Source organism: Bacillus sp. CGMCC 1.16541 (assembly GCF_003184905.1).
Taxonomy (GTDB): domain Bacteria; phylum Bacillota; class Bacilli; order Bacillales; family Bacillaceae_H; genus Priestia.
Genome location: NZ_KZ821206.1, coordinates 108064 through 127212 on the forward strand (window position 1 = coordinate 108064; position 19149 = coordinate 127212).

The 19149-nt window shown below is 34.2% G+C and carries 25 protein-coding genes and 1 pseudogene; 7 read left to right on the forward strand and 19 right to left on the reverse strand.

Translation table 11 applies throughout. The annotated features are described in order from the left end of the window. Positions 1 to 31: 31 nt before the first annotated feature. The 9 genes and pseudogenes from DIS06_RS00560 to DIS06_RS20680 all read right to left on the reverse strand — a co-directional run bounded on the left by DIS06_RS00560 (position 32) and on the right by DIS06_RS20680 (position 4278). Entirely contained in the window at positions 32 to 526 is a 495-nt protein-coding gene (locus DIS06_RS00560; protein WP_110111303.1) for a shikimate kinase, read from the reverse strand. Between the two features lie 12 nt (positions 527 to 538). After that, a complete protein-coding gene (comGG, locus tag DIS06_RS00565; protein WP_110111304.1) occupies positions 539 to 946 on the reverse strand; it encodes a competence type IV pilus minor pilin ComGG in 408 nt (135 codons plus the stop codon). After that, on the reverse strand, positions 939 to 1361 hold the full coding sequence (gene comGF / locus DIS06_RS00570) for a competence type IV pilus minor pilin ComGF (protein WP_110111305.1): 423 nt from the start codon (positions 1359 to 1361) through the stop codon (positions 939 to 941). The genes comGG and comGF overlap by 8 nt, the downstream gene beginning before the upstream one ends. Continuing rightward, positions 1358 to 1693: a competence type IV pilus minor pilin ComGE gene (gene comGE / locus DIS06_RS00575; RefSeq protein WP_110111306.1), complete on the reverse strand. Its 336-nt coding sequence runs from the start codon at positions 1691 to 1693 to the stop codon at positions 1358 to 1360. Before comGE ends, comGF begins: the two co-directional genes overlap by 4 nt. Next, positions 1677 to 2132 carry a competence type IV pilus minor pilin ComGD gene (gene comGD, locus DIS06_RS00580; RefSeq protein ID WP_162595822.1) on the reverse strand — a complete coding sequence of 152 codons (456 nt, stop codon included), beginning with the start codon at positions 2130 to 2132 and terminating at the stop codon, positions 1677 to 1679. Before comGD ends, comGE begins: the two co-directional genes overlap by 17 nt. Next, the gene (gene comGC / locus DIS06_RS00585; RefSeq protein WP_204166727.1) at positions 2122 to 2421 is read right to left on the reverse strand and encodes a competence type IV pilus major pilin ComGC; all 300 of its coding nucleotides are present in this window, start codon (positions 2419 to 2421) and stop codon (positions 2122 to 2124) included. The genes comGD and comGC overlap by 11 nt, the downstream gene beginning before the upstream one ends. Before the next feature lie 30 nt (positions 2422 to 2451). Beyond that, positions 2452 to 3495: a competence type IV pilus assembly protein ComGB gene (comGB, locus tag DIS06_RS00590; protein ID WP_239421744.1), complete on the reverse strand. Its 1044-nt coding sequence runs from the start codon at positions 3493 to 3495 to the stop codon at positions 2452 to 2454. Then, positions 3485 to 4120, reverse strand: a pseudogene (locus DIS06_RS00595) (ATPase, T2SS/T4P/T4SS family); the annotation flags it as partial. The gene comGB and the pseudogene DIS06_RS00595, both read right to left, overlap by 11 nt. Positions 4121 to 4155: 35 nt before the next feature. Then, complete coding sequence (locus tag DIS06_RS20680; protein WP_275425403.1) at positions 4156 to 4278, reverse strand: hypothetical protein; 123 nt, start codon at positions 4276 to 4278, stop codon at positions 4156 to 4158. A gap of 286 nt (positions 4279 to 4564) precedes the next feature. Between DIS06_RS20680 and DIS06_RS00600 the strand changes: the two genes are divergently transcribed. From DIS06_RS00600 to DIS06_RS00615, 5 genes are all read left to right on the forward strand, one after another. Next, on the forward strand, positions 4565 to 4837 hold the full coding sequence (locus tag DIS06_RS00600) for a helix-turn-helix domain-containing protein (protein ID WP_110111310.1): 273 nt from the start codon (positions 4565 to 4567) through the stop codon (positions 4835 to 4837). Between the two features lie 194 nt (positions 4838 to 5031). Then, positions 5032 to 5388: a hypothetical protein gene (locus tag DIS06_RS00605; protein ID WP_110111311.1), complete on the forward strand. Its 357-nt coding sequence runs from the start codon at positions 5032 to 5034 to the stop codon at positions 5386 to 5388. Positions 5389 to 5411: 23 nt separating this feature from the next. Next, on the forward strand, positions 5412 to 5543 hold the full coding sequence (locus tag DIS06_RS20685) for a hypothetical protein (RefSeq protein ID WP_275425404.1): 132 nt from the start codon (positions 5412 to 5414) through the stop codon (positions 5541 to 5543). 72 nt (positions 5544 to 5615) lie between these two features. After that, positions 5616 to 5966, forward strand: coding sequence for a cysteine-rich VLP protein (locus DIS06_RS00610; RefSeq protein WP_110111312.1), 351 nt, complete (start codon positions 5616 to 5618; stop codon positions 5964 to 5966). A gap of 128 nt (positions 5967 to 6094) precedes the next feature. Further along, a complete protein-coding gene (locus DIS06_RS00615; protein WP_239421745.1) occupies positions 6095 to 6487 on the forward strand; it encodes an adenylate kinase in 393 nt (130 codons plus the stop codon). Between the two features lie 75 nt (positions 6488 to 6562). Here DIS06_RS00615 and DIS06_RS00620 read toward each other — a convergent pair whose 3' ends face one another. The 7 genes from DIS06_RS00620 to DIS06_RS00650 all read right to left on the reverse strand — a co-directional run bounded on the left by DIS06_RS00620 (position 6563) and on the right by DIS06_RS00650 (position 13602). Then, positions 6563 to 6991 (reverse strand): hypothetical protein, encoded by a 429-nt coding sequence (locus DIS06_RS00620; protein WP_110111313.1) that lies wholly within the window; start codon positions 6989 to 6991, stop codon positions 6563 to 6565. Positions 6992 to 7089: 98 nt separating this feature from the next. Beyond that, on the reverse strand, positions 7090 to 9618 hold the full coding sequence (locus DIS06_RS00625; RefSeq protein ID WP_110111314.1) for a DEAD/DEAH box helicase: 2529 nt from the start codon (positions 9616 to 9618) through the stop codon (positions 7090 to 7092). A gap of 5 nt (positions 9619 to 9623) precedes the next feature. Next, positions 9624 to 11273, reverse strand: a complete 1650-nt coding sequence (locus DIS06_RS00630) for a site-specific DNA-methyltransferase (protein WP_110111315.1) — start codon at positions 11271 to 11273, stop codon at positions 9624 to 9626. A 182-nt stretch (positions 11274 to 11455) separates the two neighbouring features. Continuing rightward, entirely contained in the window at positions 11456 to 11773 is a 318-nt protein-coding gene (locus DIS06_RS00635; protein ID WP_110111316.1) for a hypothetical protein, read from the reverse strand. A 73-nt stretch (positions 11774 to 11846) separates the two neighbouring features. After that, positions 11847 to 12311, reverse strand: a complete 465-nt coding sequence (locus DIS06_RS00640) for a hypothetical protein (RefSeq protein ID WP_110111317.1) — start codon at positions 12309 to 12311, stop codon at positions 11847 to 11849. A gap of 106 nt (positions 12312 to 12417) precedes the next feature. Further along, positions 12418 to 12618, reverse strand: coding sequence for a hypothetical protein (locus DIS06_RS00645; RefSeq protein WP_110111318.1), 201 nt, complete (start codon positions 12616 to 12618; stop codon positions 12418 to 12420). A 708-nt stretch (positions 12619 to 13326) separates the two neighbouring features. Continuing rightward, positions 13327 to 13602, reverse strand: a complete 276-nt coding sequence (locus DIS06_RS00650) for a hypothetical protein (protein WP_110111319.1) — start codon at positions 13600 to 13602, stop codon at positions 13327 to 13329. Positions 13603 to 13918: 316 nt separating this feature from the next. On the opposite strand from DIS06_RS00650, the gene DIS06_RS00655 reads away from it, so the two are divergent. Further along, entirely contained in the window at positions 13919 to 14527 is a 609-nt protein-coding gene (locus tag DIS06_RS00655) for a recombinase family protein (RefSeq protein ID WP_110111320.1), read from the forward strand. 1071 nt (positions 14528 to 15598) lie between these two features. Here the strand turns inward: DIS06_RS00655 and DIS06_RS00660 are convergent. The 3 genes from DIS06_RS00660 to DIS06_RS00670 all read right to left on the reverse strand — a co-directional run bounded on the left by DIS06_RS00660 (position 15599) and on the right by DIS06_RS00670 (position 18207). After that, positions 15599 to 17077, reverse strand: coding sequence for a recombinase family protein (locus DIS06_RS00660; protein ID WP_110111321.1), 1479 nt, complete (start codon positions 17075 to 17077; stop codon positions 15599 to 15601). Between the two features lie 47 nt (positions 17078 to 17124). Beyond that, on the reverse strand, positions 17125 to 17568 hold the full coding sequence (locus DIS06_RS00665) for an ATPase, T2SS/T4P/T4SS family (protein ID WP_110111322.1): 444 nt from the start codon (positions 17566 to 17568) through the stop codon (positions 17125 to 17127). A gap of 255 nt (positions 17569 to 17823) precedes the next feature. Beyond that, positions 17824 to 18207 (reverse strand): Spx/MgsR family RNA polymerase-binding regulatory protein, encoded by a 384-nt coding sequence (locus tag DIS06_RS00670; RefSeq protein ID WP_110111323.1) that lies wholly within the window; start codon positions 18205 to 18207, stop codon positions 17824 to 17826. A 189-nt stretch (positions 18208 to 18396) separates the two neighbouring features. Between DIS06_RS00670 and DIS06_RS00675 the strand changes: the two genes are divergently transcribed. Further along, positions 18397 to 19095 (forward strand): helix-turn-helix transcriptional regulator, encoded by a 699-nt coding sequence (locus DIS06_RS00675; protein ID WP_110111324.1) that lies wholly within the window; start codon positions 18397 to 18399, stop codon positions 19093 to 19095. Positions 19096 to 19149 lie beyond the last annotated feature (54 nt).

Consider the following 19149-nt stretch of genomic DNA (forward strand, 5'->3'; position numbering starts at 1 on the left):
CTCCTCAGTCTTATTATGACCGGGGTATTGATTACTTAATCACTCCGATAATTTCTAAACAAATGTCACTAATGGATTTATCCGTTGTATCAATGCAATAAGTTGCTTGTTCATACATAGAGCGACGCTGTTCAAATAAAGCTTTTAATTGTTCAAGCTCATTTTTTTGAACAAGAGGACGAGAAGTGTCACCGGCAATCCTTTGTGATAAATCTTCCCATCTACATTTCAAATAAATGGATACTCCTTTATCATTCATCCAAGTTCGATTTACTTCTTGAATGAACATTCCTCCTCCTGTAGCGATAATAACATCATTTGTCGGTAACTCTTTTAAACACTCTTTTTCAAGTTGACGAAATGATAATTCTCCACTTTCTTGAAAAATATCTGAGATCGATTTGCCGGTCTTCTGTTGAATATAATGATCGGTATCAATAACTGGAATGTTGAGTTTCGTTGATAATTCTTCGCTAATCGTTGTCTTACCGGCTCCCATAAAACCTACAAGATATAATGCTTTCACGCTTATCACTCCTTATCTATATTCGATCCATTGAATAACCTTCCCATCCTCATATTGAAAGTAAGCTTGTCCTTTATAATAACGATTTGATGACGTTTGGCACTCAATGACAACGGAGCCAATCTCATCACTCATTTTTGCAAAGGTATAAATGATTTGACCGTTTGGATAAGTAGATTGAATGTTCGTTAAAAGATGGGGTTCCTCTGCCGTTCTTATCAAAGACATCGCTTCTACTACTCCACTTTCTAACAAGTGGTTTACCTCATAAAACGATTCCACTTCTTTGTAGAGCTTCGCTTCTGACACATATAAAGAAAGCTGGTGTACAGTGAGGAAGATTAATAGTAAGCTAATGACTAACACAAGTGGCAAAGCTGTGCCTCTTTGGTTATTAATCATAACATACAACTTACTCATCAAACTTACTTATTTTACTTCTATATTTATTTTGTTTTTGATCGATGACTTCAACATGTAACAGATTATCTGTTTGTTTGTACTTTATTTGATCAATCTTTTGCAACAATACTTCGTGCCCTAACTTATTTACACGCCTTCTTACTTTATCTTGATACCTCTCATAAGTCACTTGTTTATGATCAAATGTTATAAACGTCAGTGTCGAAGGGTCCACACGTACATCTTGTGCTTCTCGGTACTCAAACGTTAGTTGAGAAACAAAGATTTCCCATTCGATGTTCGTTAAAGCTAGCGTTTCATTGTGCGTTTCTTTTATAATCGTCATAATGATAGGAATGAACGAAACGATGAGTAGGAGATAAGCAAAACTGATTAACATTTCCACTAAAGTAAAGCCATTTTTCTTAATCATTTTCGAATAAAATCACACCTCGTTTTCTCACGATCTGATAAGTCTACCCACTGAACGCAAACCTTCTTTAATCCCTGTACATGATTTTCCCAATGGAAACGATAGCTTATCTTATTTACAACATACTCTTCTCCTTCTTCATACGATTTACTATACTTATACTTCATCAACTCTTCATGTAAAAGAGTGTTTGCTTGATTAAGAATTTTTTGGTTCTTCCTTTCTTGTACAATTGATACATACAAAGGAAGCGTACTATAAACAACAAACAATAGAATACCAAAAGCAACAACCACTTCTAGCATGGTATAGCCTTTACAATTTCTCCACATAAAATCGTCCTCTTCCTATTTGGAACACTAACCGATAAGATGTATCACCTGAACGAACAAAAAATGTCTTTCCCTGCGAAATATTTCCCCGGGAGTTATATCGTACACGATTGGGTCCACTCACACTCGAAATGATAATACTTGAATCATATGACTTTTCAAAAAGAATTTCGTTGCGTTGAACGGCATAATAAGTAGACGTAGTAGAATCAAATGTAAAAGTCGCTCGATCTGTTTGAGTCATTGCAACTTGTTGCATGTAAAACAAATCTGTTTGTAGTTGCTTTAAAAAAAATTGAATACGATACTGTTCAATTAATGGTTGAACAACTAATAAACTAATACTCGTCATAACTTGAATAACTCCTAATACAATGAGCATTTCTACTAACGTAAAGCCACGTTGGTTCCTTTTATACGACTTCAAACTACTTTGCAACCGTAACCTCCCCATCTGTGCTAATGACAATCTTTTTACCTCCAGCACAAGATGGCTCATCTTTTAAATATTTATCTGAGGTTAATTGTTCAATTGTTGGTGTCACATCATTGTTTTCAATCTTGTACACTTGTACTTGTGCTTGAACAGTCTGTATAAGAGCATCACACCCTTTAGAATTAATAGCGTTGTTATGCTTCAGTACATTTGGAATTGTAATGAGTAGTAAAACCGTAATGACGAGCATCACGACTAACATTTCTATTAAAGTAAAACCATTTTTCTTCACATAAACATCTCCTTTTCATATGGCATCTGCTTATAAACTAGACATCACATTAAACATAGGGACCATCACCCCTAAGTACATAAGTAAAATAACAAGCCCAATCAATGAAAACATAACAGGTTGAACAATCTGTAAACTTTTATGAATGATTTGTTCAATTTTTTCAATCATGAAAGCAGCGTAATCGTATAGCTCTTGTGGAAGGTTACCATTTAATTCTCCATGCTTAATGACACTTGCAAATTCACGATCAAAATAGGGTCTTTCTTTTATCATGTCTCCTAGTTGAAACCCTGCTGATAGCTGTTTCATTAAATACGAGGCTTCTTCACAAAAAAACGGGTAATGTTGTTGTTTTTCAAATAGTTTCAAACAACTATAGATAGAAAGCCCTCCTTTTAAGAGGTTACTGAGATGAATCGCAAAAAAATAAGCATTGAACAACGGCACAATACGCCTTACGATTGGAATTCTCAATAAAAGCTTTACTTGTTTTGTGGGTGAAAGTTTCTTACGAAGTTGCCAATAACTGAAGTAAATGAGTAGAAGAAGTACACAAGCAAAAGGAGGAACATAAGGGAATAAGGAGATTACACTCATGAAGAGCATGAAACCTGTGGACTGACTGTGGCCAATTGATTCGTACAAACTTTGAAACTGTGGCAGCAAAACGGTACTTAACAAAAATAAAATCACCATCATAAAGAACAATAACATGGCTGGGTACTGAGCAAGCTTTTGAAACTTTTTCATATGCACAACTTTTTGATGAAGCATGTTTCCACTTTCTCTCAAAGCAAAATACACATCCCCATGTTGTTCAGCAAAATAGAGATAACTTAAAACATCTTTGTGAAAGCCCAATGCACGAAAAGCAGTATGAAGAGAATCGCCAGACTTTAATTGGAGAGATACATAATCAATTTGTTCACGAAGGTATGGAGGAAGTTGAAACTGTAAAAATTCTAATGCTTGAGAGAGTGTATAACCTTTTTCTAGTAGCTTTGAAAGTTGAATTAAAAATTTCGATTGCTGCTTTAGTGTCCATTTTTTCTTTGGTCTCTTACTCGTCATACGCCCAATTTTCGAGGGAAGACGAATATAAATACCCTAATGCTACGCCCTTTTTGATAACATCCCGAAGCAATTTATAATCATAAAATCCTTCTTCACCCTTCGCTTCTTTTATTACTCCATTTAATGCTCTACCATATAACAATTCATATACACTTGCCTGTCGATATTCACGCATTTTTCGGCATAACGGATGACACTTCTCTTCGCAATAAGGGCACTTGATTTCCACTAACCGTTGAGCCGCAACAGCAATTAATGTTTGTTCAATTTCCTGTAAACTAATCCCAAACTCTAACAGGCGATAAATCGCTCCTTTCGTATCTTTTGTATGCATGGTCGTCAAAACTAAATGTCCTGTTAAAGCAGCACGAATGGCAATTTTCGCCGTTTCATCATCACGTATTTCACCAACCATAATAATATCAGGGTCATGTCGTAAAATTGCCTTTAAGCCTGTGGAGTAGGTAATACCTGCTCGTTCGTTTACTTGTACTTGCATGACATTTTCTGTTTTTCTTTCAATGGGATCTTCAAGCGTGATAATATTACGATTTAATAATTTCTTTGTTTCGTTTAACAATGTATAGAGTGTGGTCGTTTTTCCTGACCCTGTTTGTCTAGTATTTAGGGATAATTTTTTCGACATAAAAAAAGACTTTAAGCAGAAGTGCCTAAAGTCCTTAATATCTTCGCTGTATTTAGAATTGCTTCCTGAGATGGTTGATTGACTACTATTACATTTATTTTAACTGTTTTGTTCTTTTTAGTTTTGTTTTTCATTTTTAGTACCCCCTGAAATTTTTCTTTCAAAGAGGTACATGCAATTTATATATATTTTAAGGACAACGAAAAATTATTTTATTCGTCCGACCTTTGGTTATGTACCTCTCAATTAGGTACTGATTATTTGGCAACGATTCAGGACAATATTTTTTTAAAAATTTTTTTTAAATAACTACCTGTACCGCCCTATAGTTTCTTGACCCAGTATATATAAGGAAATGGTGTGGCTTATGCCATGCCTATTTTATTTACTTTTGATTCCTAAAAAGAGAAGGTGAACAGATTGAACAATAACCGTCTTCCATATAATCAGGAAGTTGATTACCGATTTATTAAGCATGTGCGTTTGATCCGTAATAAAACCCAAAAAGAGTTTGAACATTTCATGGAAGTTGACGCTAGTACAATCGGAAAGCTTGAACGTGGAGAACTAGCCTTCACACCTACCTATCAGGAAAGGTTCAAGAAGGCAATGAAGCGTCTAAGGGTTTCAAATGTTGAAATAGCTAACATTCGCAACATTTTAGAAATGAAAACAAGAAAGGGGTATAAGTGACATGACTTCCACTGCCATGCTGTTATCGTTTATATCTAAACTTATTGTCATTAAATTGATTCAGATTATAGACGAGAAAGGTAAAAAGAAAGAATCATTTACTTACTACACTTGTAACGGAATTAAGGTATTGCAATAACGCTGTTTCTTGTGAAAGACAGCGACAAAAACAAATTAAAAAGGTGGTTATATCTATGGAATTTAATAAGGAATTAGTAAGGGCTTTAGCTAACGGTGATAAAGGGGCATTTCAACAGATACAGAACCTTCCTACACCAGTAAGAATGGCACTAGGTATTGAAGTCGATAAGCTTCGTAGAGATGAAAACATTATACCTATGTCGAATGACTTTTCTGTATTTGAACAAAAGAAAAGTTCTTATGTAGATGATGATGCTGTTAGAGAGGCCATGCGAAAGAGAATGGAAATTGATCGTCAAAATCGAGAACGCCAAGAAAAAGCACGAGAAGAATTTATTAAAGAACAAACTAGACTTGCTGTGGAACGTGCAAGGGCTGGTCTGCCACGTAATGACAGATTACCACGTTAACAATTAAATAAGGACGTGATTAAATGCAATTCTCTAAAGAAATAATAAAGGCTGTTTCAAAAGGTGAAAAGTTAGAACTAATTAAACAGCTTAAACCTGACCAAGCTTTAAAGTTAGGTCTTTTAGTAAGGAAGTACAAACAAGAAAGCAAATAATTTCCCTCTTAAATATATTCCCACTGGCTTTGCTGGTGGGATTTTTTATTTGAATAAAAAGGAGATTTAAAAATGAGATCAGGTATTAAACAACTAGTCATTTCATCATGTGCAAACTTCGTAGACGGTAACTGCATATTGCTAGATAAACCCTGTCCGTTAATTAGTGGCGGTGAGTATAGAGGTAAAAAGATACCAGCTAGTGATTGTTCCTGTACTTACTTTGAAAATTCTGTACTACCAACAAATAAAGCATTAGAGGCTGTTTATTATGGCAAGGAAACATTATTAAACAAGGTATGTAAAGGCTGTGGAAAAGGTTTTAACTCAGTGTCTAACAGGGCTGTTTATTGTTCTGATACTTGCAGACATTCAGCTAGGAAAAAGACATTTATAAAGGCTAATCAAAAACGGGCTAAATAACAACAGTTAGAATTAAATAAAGTCTTATATATCAAGGGGTTTAGCGGTCAAAAATCAAAGGGTAAGGGGTTAATACCTAGCCAGTTTCTAACTGTTGTTCTACTAAATCTAATATAGGCGGTAAGAATATGAATAAAGGCATGAATAGAAAACAGTTTGAGGCTAAATTAAATGATAATTATAGCGGTGCTGTGACACCTTTAACAAATTATATAAATGAACGTGCTGTAATGGTATTCCAATGTAAAGAGTGCCAATTAAAGTTCTTTGGTAAGCCTAGTCATATGGTAGGAAAGGAACACCAAAGACATTTATGTCACCACCCATACGGTGATAGAAATGGAACGAGAGTACAGCATATTATTGGAAAACATAAGGTTAAAAAGAAACAGCAACCAGTAAACTTGGAACAGTTAAATGAAATGATATGGAATGACTATTCATATAAGCAAATAGCGGAAAAATTAACAGTTAACCCTAAGCTTATTAAAGATTACTTTAAATCTGAGGGGTTAATTTAACACAATTCACTTAGCCACTAACTTTTAAAAGAAAAACCCAGGTGCAATAATACACTTGGGTTGTGTAGTGGTTGGTTATAGACAAGCCTGATTTTGTTCCCTAAACCATTTACTAAATTCACTTCTAGTCATTTGGGTATCTTCTGTCTCTACCCCGTCTGCATCCCAGTCAAGCACTTCCATAAGAAGAATCTTATCCTCGTGCGTTGTACCTTTTTTTGCATAGTTAACTAAATAAAGTGTGGCATCAAGATCATCAGCAACTTGACATAGACTAATAAACTTTCTTTTATTTTTGTGCCAATATCTTCTCGGATGACTAGTGTGAGGATTAACAGTTTGACCCTCTTCACATAACAGATACTCAAAGATAACATACTCATCATCCGAGTTCTTTTGAATCCTGTCAAAGTTGATAGCAGCTGTCACATCGCCAGCTAACATTTCTTTTGCGAATTCAAATCCACTTGAATCATCAATACCTAACTTTTTACTTACTGGCATATTCATCCCCCTTTGTCTATATTTTCCACACTATTCCATAATAACACAACTAGAGTCATAGAAAACAAAAAGCCCCCAAAAAAATGGAGGCTATTGACCTATTCAAGCAGACTTAATAAACTCTTTTTCCATTCTTCTTGTGACACTAGTTGGAAAACAAATTCCTTATCCTCAAATTCTAATCCTAAGGCATTCCAGGAAGTTTTTTTGCCCAATTCGTTACATAAGTTGAAAATATTTTCTTTATAGGTTGTATCATCGTTCCCCATTAAGTGCTTACCTTTAGTTTCCATGACATAAACAGTTGAAAAATCATTGTCTTCCTTAGGCTTAATGTCAGAGAAAATAAAGTCAGGATAAATCTTTTGTTTCCTCCAGCCCTGAATAGAATAATCAACACGTTCAATATTCCTGTACCACCACAATAACTTTTCATGAGTATCAAGACAGATAGCGAATGCTTTTTCTAACGGATTGTAATCACTTTCCACAACAGGTTCGACTAAGCTTTTCTCTATCGGATCATAATTAGACCGCAGAAGTCTTTTTTCATTTTTTCCAACCTTATATTCTAGGTTTGGTATTGAAGCCTTTCTTTCTTCTAAGATGAATTGAATTCTGTTGCTATCAATCAGCTTATAAAAGATTATTTGGGCTAGACGGTTCTTTTCCTGTTCCAGTAGTTTTTTTAGTTCCTCAATCACATAAGACAAGTTCGCATTAACTATATGCCTTTCATATGAGGAAGTTAATAATTCAACTACCTTGTTACAAATATCGTAGGCAATCCACATATTAGGTACTATATCCGTAATCTGCCTAGTCATTAACGAAATATCAATGTCGGTTTCAATGTTTTCTTCCTCATGGTAATCGTATCTATTTATCAGATCATTTCCATCAGCGATTCCGACACGAAAAACTTCATCTTTAGACCGTTCCGTAGCGGATAATGTAAGGTCTTTGATACTACCGAGGTTTATTTCATTCCAATCAATTCGGCTTAAAATATCTATTTCATAACTAATAGGACGCCAACCTTGATTTTCTTGTTCATACAAGAATCTTGGAAGAAATATTTTCCCTTTTAAGTGTTTATATTTATCCCTAATTTTAACCTTTTGCTTAACCTCATCCGAGTTATCATCTTCATTTTCAGATAACCCTGTTACACGATTTGTTAAGTCTCCCATACCTTCTAACTTTAGACCGCCACGAATACTCTCCAAGATTTTGCTTGATTCTTGTTGGTAACAGTACACATAGCTTTCATCTAATTCCTGTATTCCAGTTTTCTTAGCATATGGCTGCCTTAAAATTCGACCTACTAATTGGGTAAGGCCAGTTTCTGAACTTGATTTAGATAAGATTGTCAGTGTATATGCAAATGGACAATCCCACCCCTCTTGTAGTGCTTGTTTAGTGATAATAAATCGGATTGTAGAATCCCCAGACAATAAGTCAATACCTTCAATATCATCTTTATCACTTGATTTAATGGCAATTTCATCCGGTGAAATATTACATTGTTTTATTAAAAACTCCTTAACATCTTCGGAATGAATGTGATTACCGTCTTGTTGATTCTTTCCTGTCCGTTCTACTTGAATCAAGGAAATAGGTCTTATATATTTTCCTGTTGCCTTTCGATAGTCATTAGCCAGGTTTTCCAGTTGCTTTCTCTTTTCTACCGTAGCAAGAACAGTATCCTTCCAATCACCGCTGGATTTGTTGATAATGTTTAAATCAAGCTTAATCATTTCTTCACGATCTAAATCCAGCCCACTAACGTTAACCAAGATATTACTTTCTTTTTTAGGGGTAGCGGATAACTCAACAATCACTCTTGGATTAAAGTCTAATATCGTTTTTTGGGCACTAGCTGTATATGCTTTGTGTCCTTCATCAATTATAACGATTGGCTTTAATACTCTGAGAACGTTCCCTAAAGAAGTTTTTACTTGCCTAGTAGGGAATAAAGAGTGGATTTCCTCAAAAACATCAACATTAGGATATGCATCGATAAGTTGCTGATGTTCAATCATGTTGTCTTCTGGTGGGAAAAATTCTACATACCCCCCAGAATCCTGGAACATTTTTAATGTTTCTTTAGTTTTACGGTTTGATGATTGTAACATCAGTACCATTACAACCAGATTTTCATTAACATCTTGTGGGGTGAACCGATCATTTTTTTCAATGATTAAGGTTCTTCCTCCACTTGAAATATCTAGCTTTTGTCTATATGGATGATTTCTATCCTTTAGTGCTTCAAGCGTTTGATTATAAATCTGACTTGAAGGTACTATCCATAGCACAAAACCAGTTTGCTTGCGTAGGTAGTGAGTATTTATTAAATCTATGGAATAGGTTGCAAGCAATGTTTTTCCTCCACCAGTTGGAACCTTGAGGCAGATATTTGGAACATCTTCACCTAAACCATTTTTCTTATTGTTATATTTATTTATCTCAAGCTTGTCCCAAGCTTCGCTAGTAAAGTTAATTTTACTAGCGATTTTTGGCTTCACTTCTTTTAGTTCTTGAAGATCATCATATTCTGCTTTGAGTATGTTTAAATAATTTTCTACCGTTTTTATTGCATTTAATTGATAATCCTTTAACTCCATAGCGATCAACCCTTAATACTGTAAATTTCATAAGGTAGTTTGGCAAATCTGATATTATATTTGTCTAAATACTCCTCATCAAGGAATTTCATTGGTGCAAAAACAATTCGACTCTTGTTCGGCTTATAAGAAACGATTTTTTCTGCTTTATCTAAACTAAGGGAAGTGGTTTTTAGATAATCTAAATCAGGCTTATAGAACAAGAACAAGTCATGTTTGTCCGTAGAACCTATATAATGGTTTTCTTCATCTACAAGTTCTGGCTTGAATTCTTCTCCAGTTGCAATATAGAACAGGTATCTTGCAAGGCTTTCAAATGATGGCAAGCTTTCCCCACTTAATATCTTGTCGAACTCAATAGCCTCACCAAGTTCAAAATATGAGAAGCTTCCGCCTAGACCTTCCCTTAGTTCCTTACTTTTTGCTTTTGGAACCCCTTTAATAACCCGTCTCATTCTTTCAGCTGTTAATTCATTAGCATACTCTTCCATTTCAACGAGGATGAACTTATGATTTGTTCCTTCTTCCCTGTTGTACTCTAGAACAGCATGTCCTGTTGTTCCTGACCCAGCAAAGGAATCGAGTATAATAGCTTCATCCTTCATTACAGCAAATTTAATTAACCGTTTTATTAGATCAGTAGATTTCGGTGTATCAAATACCTTTTTACCGAAAATCGTTTTTAATTGGTTTTGACCATTTGGCTTTAAGTCATACCACATGTTACTCAATAACTTTTTATCTGTTGGCGGTATATAGTGTTCAGGTTTACCGTTTACAGATAACCTTAATAAATCTATTTCATCACCAGTTTCTTCAACATATTTCAAATACCATGAATCAATGTTCTCCGGGGTCAGTTCAATACCGTTCTCTTCAAATTCTTTAACGAGGTTTTCGTAATTTTCCACTGCTTCGATACTTCTCGTTTCGCCCCAACGCCACTGACCTGATTCTGGCTTGATTCCAAACAATTCATACCTCATTGTTGGCCGGTCAGTACCTCTCCAGTGATTATTCCATCCACCATCCTGAACATCTTCTAATTCAGCATATACTTTGTTAAATCTGCGTTCTGGATTTTTGGTATAAACTAAAACAGTTTCATAACCACTTGATAATGAATCAATAGTTTCAAATTGGGCTTGTACGTTTTTTACCCCTCTTCTGATACTAATTGAATCACGATAATTCTCTTCTCCAAACATTTCATTCATTAAGCTTTTTAAATGATGTTCTTCGTTATAATCAATACTGATGAAGATTACACCATCTTCATGAAGTAAATCCTTCAACATCTTTAAACGAGGCATCATCATACACAGCCACTTATCGTGTCGACAAAGGTCATCTTTATCCACGACTTTCCCTAGCCAATCCTGAATCATAGGTGAATTAACATTATCGTTGTACACCCAATGTTCATTTCCAGTATTATATGGTGGGTCTATGTAAATACAATCGACTTTCCCAGCGTATGTAGGCAGCAATGCTTTTAATGCTTTTAAGTTATCGCCTTGAATAATTAAATTATCGTTGTTTAAAACAACATTTTCGGTAATACTTAACTCTTTATTCGGAATCAGATCATGATAATTTACTGTTATATGATGATTTTTAACTTGACTTTTACCTTTAAATTGTAAAATTGGCAATTTGGTTCCCCTCCGATTGAAAAAAAGTACCTTATATTATAATAACATTTTAGTCCGATATTTGGGGCAACTAAATAAAAAAAGCAAGACACTAAGCCTTGCTGTGAAAGGATTTGTTTTGTCACTGGCAATGTATCTATATCAAATAAATTGTAACTTTCCTTAATAAACTGCTTTTCGTTTTAGTTTGAATAAAAGTACGATGATTTCCTATGACTTTTCCTACTAGGCTTAGTTCTTTTCATATAGCCGGTTCTAATTATCCTGTGAAGTTCATCAGACGGCTTTCCGCTTATAACAGAAGAAACATATTGATGATCTACTGAATAACCCTCATCAGTCATTACCTTTACAACCTTCGCCAGACTATTGGAACAGGCATAATTTTTAATTATTTGCTTTTCAACGGTATCAGCTTTATATGATTCCACTAAAGTTATGTATCTTTGAAGTCGTTCAACTTCTTCCTTTACTTTTTTAACTGTGATTAAAGTTTTCAAAATAACCACCCTCCTATTTAAGAAGGATTCGACCATTAAAGGATATTTCCTTTTGGCAATTCAGTGAACAAATTCACCTACCCATTAGATAATTAGTTTTCATTTGTTCTATTTGTTGTTCTACTAGTTCCCAACGATCATCCAATATATCAATATCCTTTATTTCCAGTTTACCGAAAGCCTCAATGTACGCTTTATCTCGGGTTTCTTTGTATAATAAATCTAACTTTTCTAGTTCATGATTGACAATAGTGGTTATCCACCAGTCTTCAAATCCTTGACTATTTAACTCCACATATGTATTTTTACAATCTATTCTTAGTTCATCCCTTTTTATTACCCAATCTCTTGGCAAATCATTATTCCCACTAAGAGGGCTTATAGCCTTATTTAACCTCTGCAAATTCCTTGTAGCATGGGATAATTCCCTAATTTTCCGTTTGAGGGCTTCGTCATGCTTTAATCTTTCAAAACTTCTGTGCATTTTATCTTCTGTTACCTTCATGACCTGGTGTTCAAATACTTCCGCCATATTCACTATTTCTTCCTCCTTAAGCCCAGTAAAAAGTTTTCAAAAAATACCGCAAAAATTTTTAGAGGAATATTGATTTTCAGGAATAACAAAATCCTTAACCACCCCTCACCTATGATTTATTCTTGTCAATCATTATATCCAACCGATCATTGAGTGCCTTAAATTCTGACTTTGTTTCAAAAGATGTACTTCTAAAAGTCTCTCTTAAGTCGCCTATAGTTGTTTCTATTTTCTCCAGCATTTCAATAATGGAATTTAGTAATTCATAAGTTTGTTTAGTTTGATTAGTTTGGTCTGTTTGCTTAGTCATAAAAAAACACCTCACTGTATTTATAAAGCGATTATACAACGCTTGATTTTTTGGGTAAACGGAATATAGAAAAGCTAATAACAAAGGACTTCTAATTACAAACCAATTTTTACCACAAAAGATTCTGAACCATTATGTATATGTTCCAGACCCCAGACCGACCATTTAGAGATACCCGCCCCACCCTTACTACCCTTCCTGTGATTTTACCTTTTCTGCTATTGATCGCTGTTAAGTCGTTAGTGCTACATTGGTGTTGTCAATCCTTTTCTTTGTCTTTCTCTATTCTCATTCTTTCCTTTGTTGTTCTTTCTGTTCTGTGCTGTATTCACTGCTGTTCAGTTCCTTCCTGTTTTCCTTCCCTGTCTTGTACTGTCCTGTGCTGTCTCTTGTGTCTTCTACCCTGTCACAGTGGACTGGTGCTATGCTGTGGGGTACTGTAAGTAGTGGGTACTATACTAGGGAATTATTTTAGAGGGTATTTTAGAGGCTAGAATTTAACTGAATACTACCCCATATATCCTAATTTTCATCCCCATCTATACCCTTTATTTTCTCCTAGAGTTTTATATTTTCTTTAGTACCTCTTTTGGCTTCACTTTTGGCTACAAACTTTTGATAGTTACTTTTGATTGGCGGTAAACCCTAGAAAAATCAGCACTAAAAAACGTCAATCATATGTCTTGAGTTTTGATAGGTTTTGGGTAATTACTCTTGCAGAATTTGAATGCCATTTTTAATCTTATTATCCATTCTAAGAATTTCATGTTGCTGTTCATGAACAAGATTTTTTAATCGTTTATTCTCTAATTGCAATTGATCTATCTTATCTAAATTTTCCCATGTGAATCTAATACACAGTCTTATAAGATCAGCATTTCTAAATTTACCTATTGTTTCTTTCGTAAGTTTTTTCATCAGTTCATTAAACTTCTTTTCATCTTCCGCTTCCAGATTGCAACTGATACTGTATTTTTCTATCATGAAAGCCACCTCCTACCCTTCCTTTATTTGTACCAAATCCGTTCATATTTGTAAATATTTTTATTTACATACAATATAACATATGATAAAATTAAATATTTTACCTTAATTTAAGTTAACTTACTCTAACTTAAAGAATTATAATTCTAAAAAGGTACACCTTTATAGACAGCGGAAAATATAATAAAAACACTGTTTATTTATATCTAATATAAACCTTTATAGACTTCTATAAAATCATTGACCTTTATAGACAACTATTGTATATTTTGCTTATTAAAAACAGTACAAAACAATAGTAAAGGGGATATTCGCTGTGACAGGAATTTCTTTTGGTTATACTCGTGTTAGTACGTTAGAACAGAACTTAGATAGACAGTTTGAGGCACTAAAACCTTATGTAACTGATGAAAAATATATATACAGTGATAAGGCTAGTGGCAAGGATATGGAACGTGATGGGTTTCAGAATATGTTAAAGGCAATGAGGGCTGGAGATACTCTTTACATAAAATCTGTTGACCGTCTTGGAAGAAATAAAACTTTAATAAAAAAGTACCTGGAGTATTTTAAGAATGAGGGTATTAGAGTAAAGATTATTGATCTGCCTACTACTATGCAAGATGTTCCAGAGGGGCAAGAATGGGTTTTAGACATGATCAACAACATTATCATTGAGGTTTACACTACAATAGCACAACAAGAGAGAGAAACAATAAAACAGCGACAAGCTGAAGGAATAGCGGTTGCTAAAGCTAAAGGTAAGCATGTAGGCAGACCACCTAAGGAACTACCTAAGGGTTGGAAAAGTCTATATAATGATTGGAAGTCAGGTAAGATAAAGAAAGCCGATTTTATGAATGAAATTGGAATGAAACCAGCCACCTTCTATAAAAAGCTTAAAGAATACGAGGCTACACTCTAAAAGGGTTAGCCTTTTTTGATTTCTTTTTTAAAGAATCATCTAAAATACTGATAATAAAACTATGATTGTGCAACAGATTTTTAATGTCCAAATGTTAGTTGTTACGACATATCGTAAAAAAGCTAGCAACTATATGTATTATGCATTAGAAAGTTTTTGAAAGTGAAGTGCATAAAGGGCAAACAAGCATTCTGAATGCACAAGTTTGACCAAATTAGTCTACCCCTATATTTGAATATATTTTTTCCATTTTTAACAATCTGCTTAAACTTATTTAAATGACGGTGTATTATAAAATATCATGATTCGATAATTTTTTATTTTTCCTGCTTTTTAATAATCACAAGATGGTGGTACTAACAAATCCAAAAAAGCTTAGTTTTATTAGGATTTATATAGTATTTAGTCACAATTCTAACCTTGTGATTAACAAACTAAGAAAACCCAGTAATATAAAGGGTTTAGTTATTTTTATAATCACAATTAAAGTCACAAGACGGTGTGATTAACAAAATTTACACCAAAACTTATACAGGTTCAAGATAAATATTCAGACAATTTAAAAAGATGGTGAAAACCCAGTCGTATCAAGGGTTTCAGCGTTTTGTAAAAAATTCCTAAAAAAAATTTCTGAATTGAACCTGTAATCACTGCTATTTTATGCACTATATACTGTAGAAAACTGATAATAAAGATTCTATAACTATAAAATATAATTTATATAATTGTTTAAGAAATTGGCGAAAGCCCGTAAGGCTTAAGGATAAGTATGTTTATTTAGCAATAAACCAATAAATAATATAACCTCACCCCGTTCGGTGTTCGGGCTTAAGCCCTCACTACTATTAGTATCAAAAACAATTCTATAATTATTATTCTATAGATAGTGACACTATATAGTTAAATATAGTATTAAGTTTTATATATAGTTATATAGTGTTTTTAGTCTCCTTTCTTTATTTTAACAGCATGGCAGCTGATCTCTTCCCATTCCCTTCACTGGTCACTAGCTGATCGGTGGAGGGTTTTTTTCATATATAAAATAAAAAGGAATATTCATAACGATTATCCCTACTTGTAAACTATCCTCATTGTCGGAGATTCTGCACCTTTTTTATATGACCACAAAATACCGCTAATTAACCCATGTAACAGACGATTCACCTGTTCATTAGACAATCCCTCCCCGTCTAGAAATTCCCACTTTCCAACAAGGTTGTCTATAGCTTTTATCTGTTCTTTTAAGGTGTCAATTTTAGCTGTTTTATCTTCCTTCTCCAGTGCCAATATTTCTTCTTCTATTTGCTTTATTTCTTCCTGTCTTTCAGCTTTCCTTTCTCTATAAGTAACAATATCATAATCCCCTTCTTCAAAAGCATAGTTAATCCTTTGCAAAGCCCTCTTAGCCTTGTTTAAACGGCTTATAAGCTTTTCTTTTTTATACTCAGTGTTATTAACTTCTTTACCCTCTTCCAACGTTTCTAGGGTCTGTAGAAGCGTTTCCCTATGCTTTAAAACCTCTTCTTTAATTACCTCCAATGCAGAGTTGTAGTAAAAACTTCTGTTACCACACTGGCAGTGCTTAATATAATACTTATCAATATGCGGGTGATAGTTGTTACCTTGCACCTTACCGCAGTTTGCACAATAGATAAGACTACTTGTTGGATAAATCTTATTCTTACTTCTTGGGGCTTTAAAAGAGTACTCATTTACAATCTTATTAGCAGTTTCCCAAGTCTTCTCGTCAATGATTGCTGGGTGTGCATTATGGACAATAATCCATTCTTCTTTGGGTCGAATGTTGCTTGAATATTTTCCAATGGTTCGGTTACTTATTATAGTGCCTTTATACGCCTCATTGTTAATTATTCTTAAAATGCTGTTATAGTGAAACAAGTTGCCTTCTCGTGTTTTTAGTCCCATAGTATTTAAACTTCTGACTAAATCAGGTACTGTAGTGCCTTTAATAATCTCCGAATAGATAAATTTAATATCCTCAGCACGATCATTAGGAACAAGCTTTTTTGTTTTAGGGTCTTTGGAATAACCTAACGGTGCAATACCATTTGTCCAATGTCCTTGCTTCTGTGCGTATTCTTTTCCCCTTCTCATACGCTTTAGAATTTGCTTGTATTCACCACTCGCAATAAGGCTGGTTATTCCTAATAGTAAGCTGTCATCATCTCTTGATAAATCATACAGTCTGTATGGTGTAACGATATATGTCTGGGTTTCAAAAAGAATTCTTTTAATTATACTAGCGTCATATTCGTTTCTTGACAGTCTGTCTATGTCCATTACAACAACAGCATCAAAATGATCTTGCTGAATTCTGTCTAGTAGCTTAACCATTTGTTCACGATTTATAATCGTACTACTGGACGCAACTTCTTCAAATAACTCATATGACCATTTGTTTTGACTACATAATTCAATTAGTGTTTGTCTGTGATTAGCCAAAACTTGTTCAATTCCTAAATTTTCTTCGTCACGACTTAGACGCAAATATACCGCTACATGTTTTATGTTCTCGTTGTTAAATAGCAATATAATCACCTTCCTGACGGTAATTATATTACGTTATCCCTAAGGACTCAACAAGTAGGACCTGTGAAAATAATCATTCCATGAGAGTGTTTGAGCAAGGAGATTAATTTTTGGGTATCTTTTTTAAAAAGTGCAAGGTGAGACATTGAAGTGATTTTATCTTGAGGGAGAACGCGAATGACAAGACTTTCATCGTAAGAGGTAGGCAGAGTGGATAAACGCAAATTCACTTCATTTCCTTCAAGTCCGATAGTCAGTGCACCGTTTTGAGGCTTACGTCGCTCACCGATATCCATTCCACCTAAAAACTTGAAGTGAGAAATGAGTCGTTCACACACGGAGCGAGGAATGATCTCTTTCTGCACAAGCTCTTGGTCCATTCTCAATTGAATGAGAGCATCTTGCTTTCTCGGGACAATGTGAATATCTGATACATGATACTTGTTTGCATATTTAACTAGTTGATCAGCAAACGTTTCAATTTCTTTCAATTTTAATCCCTCCTTATTAGTATGAACTACGTAGTTTTACTAAACCACCCTACATAATTTCTACATGGTTCTACAAATACCTTCTAAATTCCCACAAAAAATAGTTCTTTTTACATATTCCGAAAAAAGTGAAAGAATTGAGACATAACTTCTTTTTAAAAAAGGATATGCTGAGACGACTAGCAACTCTTTCCGGTTTTTGTCTCAGCATCAGACTCTCTTTATTTGTGTATCTTCTTCATAAGAAACGAATTATTAACCAACCAAAGAAGAAGCTCGCTTTTTACGTTTGACTAAGTTTTTCAATGCAGACTCATTGTATCCAACAACTAACTTTTTCCCATCCGTTAAAATAGGACGTCTTAATAAACGAGGTTGTTCCATTAGAAGATTTACTACTTCTGAAAGAGACATATTATCAACATCTAAGTTTAGATTTTTATATTCTTGGCTTCGTTTCGCTAACAATTCATCTATTCCTTCAGTTGTCATCGTTAACAATTGAAGCATTTCCTCATACGTTGGTGTATCTCGAAATAAGTGACGCTCTGTAAAATGAACATCTTGTGCTTTCAACCATTTTTTTGTTTTACGACAAGAAGTACAGCTCGGATATGTAAAGAATGTAATATTCTCCATCTCGATTCCTCCTAATGTCTAATTTGTTGTTCAACTTATTTGTATACATTGTACATGTTTTGTATAACTTCTGTACAGTATTTTCTTTAATGATTTGTGAATTTTTTATAACAACGAACCTTTCATTATAGAATTTAGATTTTTTGTATTATAATGGAAACGATAATTATTCAATAGGAGGGAGAATAGATGACCGATACACTTAAAATTACTGGTGTGTTATCCGATCCAACTCGATTTCATATTTATGAGTACATGACTCATAAAGGTACAGATGTGACAGTACAAGAAGTTGCAGAAACCTTTCACATTCACCCAAACGTAGCAAGATTACACCTCTCAAAGCTTCATGAAATAAACTTTGTGGCTTCTCATACAAAAAAAACGGGTAAAGGAGGTCGACCTAGCCGTGTCTATCGTCTATCTAGCAACGCTGTACAACTGTCCTTTCCCTATCGAGACTACCAGCTTCTATCAACAACCTTGCTAAAGACTCTTTCACACTTTGGTGAAGAAGGGTTGAATATCTTATATCAAAGTGCTTATGATCATGGAATGACGTATTTTAAACAAAAATATGCGTACGCCTTGAACGAAGAACACTTATTATCCATGGATGAAAAATTAAAGATACTTCAGCAAGCAGCCAAGGAAGCTGGCTTACTTCCTATCATTGAATCTTATCCTGAAAGTAACACCATTCACTTTACCATTAACAACTGTCCATTTAGAGAACTAGCAATCTACGAACAATCAGTCTGCGTTGCACATAACGCTTTCTTAAAAGGGATGTTTGACTTGTTATTCAAAGAAATTAACTTCGTAGCTGAAACCAATATCGCGACAGGTTGTGAAACTTGTACATATCGAGTAGCCGTCACAAACTAGAAACAAAGTAATATTTACAATTGTATAAAATATCCTTTATAATAAATAATTGAT